This is a genomic window from Lacisediminihabitans sp., assembly GCF_036404185.1.
Classification (GTDB): Bacteria; Actinomycetota; Actinomycetes; order Actinomycetales; family Microbacteriaceae; genus Lacisediminihabitans.
Genome location: NZ_DASWPB010000006.1, coordinates 1 through 5,251, shown reverse-complemented (window position 1 = coordinate 5,251; position 5,251 = coordinate 1). Strand labels below are relative to the sequence as shown.

At 66.4% G+C, this 5,251-nt stretch carries 4 protein-coding genes; 3 read left to right on the top strand and 1 reads right to left on the bottom strand.

The genetic code is table 11. The features are described 5' to 3' along the window. The first annotated feature begins 44 nt into the window (after positions 1-44). A complete protein-coding gene (locus VGC18_RS00455; protein WP_331093089.1) occupies positions 45-2,003 on the top strand; it encodes a right-handed parallel beta-helix repeat-containing protein in 1,959 nt (652 codons plus the stop codon). 22 nt (positions 2,004-2,025) lie between these two features. Here VGC18_RS00455 and VGC18_RS00450 read toward each other — a convergent pair whose 3' ends face one another. Further along, positions 2,026-2,244 (bottom strand): hypothetical protein, encoded by a 219-nt coding sequence (locus tag VGC18_RS00450; protein WP_331093087.1) that lies wholly within the window; start codon positions 2,242-2,244, stop codon positions 2,026-2,028. Between the two features lies 1 nt (position 2,245). On the opposite strand from VGC18_RS00450, the gene VGC18_RS00445 reads away from it, so the two are divergent. Further along, positions 2,246-3,109, top strand: a complete 864-nt coding sequence (locus VGC18_RS00445; RefSeq protein ID WP_331093085.1) for a right-handed parallel beta-helix repeat-containing protein — start codon at positions 2,246-2,248, stop codon at positions 3,107-3,109. A 49-nt stretch (positions 3,110-3,158) separates the two neighbouring features. Then, positions 3,159-4,583, top strand: coding sequence for a UDP-glucose/GDP-mannose dehydrogenase family protein (locus tag VGC18_RS00440; RefSeq protein WP_331093083.1), 1,425 nt, complete (start codon positions 3,159-3,161; stop codon positions 4,581-4,583). Positions 4,584-5,251: the final 668 nt, after the last annotated feature.

Here is a 5,251-nt window from a genome sequence, read left to right as displayed (position 1 = left end):
GTGCCCGTGCCCGCCGCCAAGCACGCCGGTGAGCCGGTGATGTCATGAGTCTCATCCGATCGCTCGCCCTGTCCGCTACCGCCGTCGCGACGACGGTGGGATGTCTCCTCGCCGTTCCCGCGATGGCGACCGCCTCGACGTCGGACGACGCCACCGCGTCCACGACGACCATCGTCGGCCGCCCCTACCCGGGGGATGCCGACAAGGAGGCCGCCATCGTGGCGACCGAGCAGCAGCGGATCTACAGCGTTCGCGCCATCGCGGCGGCCGCCCGGTGGCGGGGGCTCTCGGTCAATGCGCCGTACCGGGTCTCTGTCGGGCGCAAGCCAACGCTTGTGCTCGTCGAGCGTCCGCAGCCCTACGTCCTCAGCGATCTGCTCACGCTCATCCCCGACGGCTTCGTCAGGCAGCCGGACGGCTCCTTCCTGTTGTCCAACGACATCATCGTTCAGAGCGGAGCCGTCCTGAAGCTGGACGATCCGGACGGCCTCGTCATCCATCTCTCCAGCTCGGCGAAGGGGTTCAACTCGATCGTGTCGACCGGTGGAACCCTTGCGATCACCGGATCCAAGAAGGCGCCGGTCCGGATCAACGCCTGGGATGCGAGCAAGGGCAAACTCGACACCGACACGTCGGACGGGCGCGCGTACGTTCGGGTGATCGGGGGGAGTGCGAACCTGAGCTACGTCAGGTTCGATCACCTTGGCTTCTGGAGCGGGGTGACGGGCGGCCTGTCGCTGACCGGCACCGATGAGACGGCCAGCGACACCGCGGCGGCGGCCGTTCCCACCACAGGAACGACGGACAGCCCGGACAAGGTGCACGGGACCGAGATCCAGCCGACCGGCACCGTCTCGGATGTCGCCGCCGCGGTCGAATCGGCGACGGCGGGCTACAGCTACGTCACGGCGCTGTTGTCGCACGTCACCTCGGACGGCAACGCCTACGGCCTGTTCGTGAACGGGTCAGACGGCATCAAGGTCGCCAACAGCGAGTTCCGCAACAGTCTCGTCGACGGGATCGTGCTCCATCGCTACGTCACGAACAGCACGATCACCAACACGAAGACGCACGACAATGCCGTGGACGGCCTGGCGATGACCCGCGCGGCGACGGGGATCGTGCTCAGCCAGCTGACCTCGACCCGCAACGGACGCGACGGAATCTCGCTCAACGGGAGCCCCCTGGCCAGCGGCCCGAACGCCACGGGGACCGCCGTGGGCAGCTACGGCAACAACACCCTGAGCGATAGCACCGCCAGCGGGAACGCCCGGTACGGCATCGTTGTACTCGGCGGCACCAACGTCAAAGTCAGCGACAACACCGTCACCTCCAACCTCATGGGCATCGTCGTCAGCCGTGCCGCCTCGGCCGTGTCGATCAGGGGCAACACGGTGGACCAGAGCCAGAAGCACGGCATCGCCCTGTTCGACGGCGTCACGAAGTCGACCGTCGAGGAGAACTCCATCTCCGGGGCGGAGACCGGGGTCTACCTGAGGGGATCCACCGCGACCATCGAGCGGAACACCGTCTCCGACGTGACGCTGCACGGCATCACCCTCGTCGGTGCCAGCGCAGGCACGTCCATCGCGGGCAACGCCTTGAGCGGCAGTGGCTCGACCTCGATCGACCACTCCAGGGCGACCGGCGTCGAGGTCGACAAGAACGATTCGACCCACTGGATCAGCACCAAGCCCCTCGGGGCGACCCTTCGCAGCATCTTCCAGCCTCTGACGGTGTTATGGATCGTCCTCGGCCTCATCGTGGTCATCACCGCTATCGGGGGCCTCGGGCGTCGCCGGCCGGGCATCCGGCATCCGTATGCCAGCCACGCCCCGCTGACCGCTCTCAGCAAGGGCATCCTCGATCCCAGCGAGATCGAAGGACAGGCCATCTCCTCGACCGGTGCCGCGCCTGTGGCATCCGCCGATCCGCATCGGTCGTCGGCTGAGCCCGCGCGGCCGACGCTTTCGTCACCGGTCACCAACTACGGAACGAGCTGACGATCGTGGCCCAACTCCGCACCTATTGGAACAGACAGACGATTCCATTGCTCGTCGTCGCCTTCGTGGCCGGCGCCGTGGTGGCCTCCGTCGTCTGGGGGGTCTCCGTGGCGATCCACGGCAGCGGCAGGCCCGCGCCGACCGACGCGGAGACGTCCGCGCCGTCTCGCTCACCGAGCCCTCGCCCCAGCACCTCCGCGACGGCGGCCCCGTCGTCGTCCTCCTGCGCTCGCGGAACCACGGTGAAGTCCGCCTCCGAGCTGGAGGATGCGCTGGCCGCGGCCAAGCCGGGTGCGACGATCACGCTCGCCCCAGGGACCTACACGGGGAACTTCGTCGCCTCGGTGTCGGGGACGGCATCCGCTCCGATCTCTCTGTGCGGTGGGGCGGACAGCATTCTGGATGGCGGAGACGACTCCAAGGGATACGTGTTCCACCTCGACGGAGCGTCGTACTGGCACCTGAACGGGTTCACGCTCCGCAACGGTCAGAAGGGACTCGTCGCCGACGGGACGGTTGGCTCGCTCATCGAGGGACTGACGGTCACCGGCATCGGCGACGAGGGCATCCACCTGCGCAAGAACAGCACCGACAACACCGTCACGGGCAACGTTGTCAACCACACCGGTCTGCACAAGGCCAAGTTCGGCGAGGGCATCTACATCGGGACGGCGAAGAGCAACTGGTGCGACATCAGCGACTGCAAACCGGACAACAGCGACCGCAACGTCGTCGAGAAGAACGTGATCTCGGACACCACCTCCGAAAGTGTCGACATCAAAGAGGGGACGACCGGAGGCATCCTCCGCGACAACTCCTTCGACGGGGCCGGCATCACCGCCGCGGACTCCTGGGTGGATGTCAAGGGCAACGGCTGGACGATCGAGGGTAATAAAGGAGTGAATTCCCCGAACGACGGCTTCCAGACCCACCAGATCGTGGACGGGTGGGGGACGAAGAACGTCTTCCGCGACAACACGTCGGCGGTCAACGGTCCCGGATACGGGATCGCCTCACGACCTGCACTCGGCAACATCGTCGAGTGCAACAACACGGTGACGGGTGCCGCAAGCGGCGCAAGCAATATCCCCTGCACCGGCGGATGACCCGGCACCCGCCGCCATCCGATTCTTCGACCCGAACGAGGAGAACATCATGAACGACAGCACCATCGCCCCCGGAACGCCGTTGCCGATCGTCGAGCACCCGAGGCTCACGGTCATCGGCACCGGCTACCTCGGGGCCACGCATGCGATCTGCATGGCGATACTCGGTTTCGACGTCCTCGGCGTCGACGTCGATGCGGCGAAGATCGCCGCCCTCGCGGCTGGGAAGGTCCCGTTCTTCGAACCCGGCCTTCCCGAGAAGCTGCGGGAGGCCCTGGACAGCGGGCGGCTGCGATTCGGCACCGATTTCCGCGAGGCCGCCGAGTGGGGCGACGTGCATTTCGTCTGCGTCGGCACCCCGCAATCGAAGGACTCGGATGCCGCGGACCTGACCTACGTGGAACTCGCCTTCACCGAACTGGCCAGCCACATCACCGGCCGCGCCCTCATCGTCGGGAAGTCGACGGTGCCCATCGGGACCGCGGCCAGACTGACCACGATCGTGCAGACCGCCTCGCCCGCCGGAACAGAGGTCGAGCTCGCCTGGAACCCCGAGTTCCTCCGCGAGGGGTACGCCGTGCAGGACACCCTGCACCCGGATCGGCTCGTCTTCGGGGTGCAGTCGGAGTGGGCGGAACGACAGCTGTCCGCGGCCTTCCGCCCCATGCTCGACGCGAAGACCCCCCTCATCGTGACGGACCTCGCCACCGCGGAGCTGGTGAAGGTCGCCGCGAATTCCTTCCTCGCCACGAAGATCTCCTACATCAATGCCATGGCCGAGGTCTGTGAGGCGACCGGGGCTGACGTCAATCTGTTGGCATCCGCCCTCGCCTACGACAGCAGGATCGGTTCCCGGTTCCTCAAGCCCGGCCTCGGTTTCGGTGGGGGGTGCCTGCCGAAGGACATCCGTGCCTTCGCCCACCGTGCCGAAGAGCTCGGCGTCGGACAGGCCGTCGCCTTCCTTCGGGAGGTGGACGGCATCAATCGGCGCCGCCGGACGCGCACCGTCGATCTGGTGCGGGAACTGGCCGGCGGATCGTTGACCGGGATCAGGGTCGCGGCGCTCGGCGCGGCGTTCAAACCGAATTCCGATGACATCCGGGATGCGCCGGCGCTGGACGTCGCCAGCATGCTGCACGCCGAAGGCGCGATCGTGACGGTCTACGATCCCGAGGCGAACGACAACGCCAGGCGCTCGTTCCCCGAGCTCCGATATGCGGATTCGCTCGCGGAGGTCGTTCTGGGCGCCGACGTGATCGTGCTGCTGACGGAATGGCAGGAGTTCCGGGAGGCCGATCCCGACGACCTGAGCACCCTGGTCAACCAGCGCAAGGTCGTCGACGGTCGCCACGCCCTTGATGCGGACGATTTCCGCGCCAAGGGATGGGAGTACCGAGCGCTGGGCAGGCCCGCGGATCCACGGACCGTCGAGCTCATCTCGGACGTGCGAGACGACGTGCTCCTCTCCGCCTGATTTCCATTCCCAGCATCGTCTGTGCATATCGATACCCGGCGGAGGTTCACCATCTGATATCCAGAAACTGTTGTCAAAGCAGCGTCAAGAACGCTTCCCGACGTTCTTGACGTGGATGCCCTCATCGAAAAGCTCCCTGGTGTTCCCCCAAACAACGGTCTTCTCGATCCGGCATCCAGTGGGCGCGGTACCCGAACCGTCGCCCACCGAGGCCCAGCGTGACCTGTGCACCCCATAGGTCGCGCTGGGCCTCCCCTCTCCGGCATCCCCGCCTCGCCCCCTTTCCACATAAGGCATATTTACCTCGACTCCTTCAGGGCGTGTCATACGTTGCGTGCGCATGTCCGGTAAGTCATACTTGACGCGTTGGGGGAGTCGGGTCTCACTCAACACGTACCTACGGGAACGCGGTGCGGGCCCTCTCGGGAAAATTGGGCCCGCACTCGCACCGCGGTTCTCCGTCCCTTCTCACTCACAGCCGGCGGCGAACACGGCCGTCGTGTCGGTCTGCCCGGGTAGTCTTGACGGGTGGTCACCGCCCTGTATCGCCGTTATCGGCCAGAGACTTTTGCCGAGCTCATCGGCCAGGCTCAGGTGACCGATCCGCTGCGGACGGCACTGCGCAACGACCGGGTCAACCACGCCTATCTGTTCAGCGGACCGCGCGG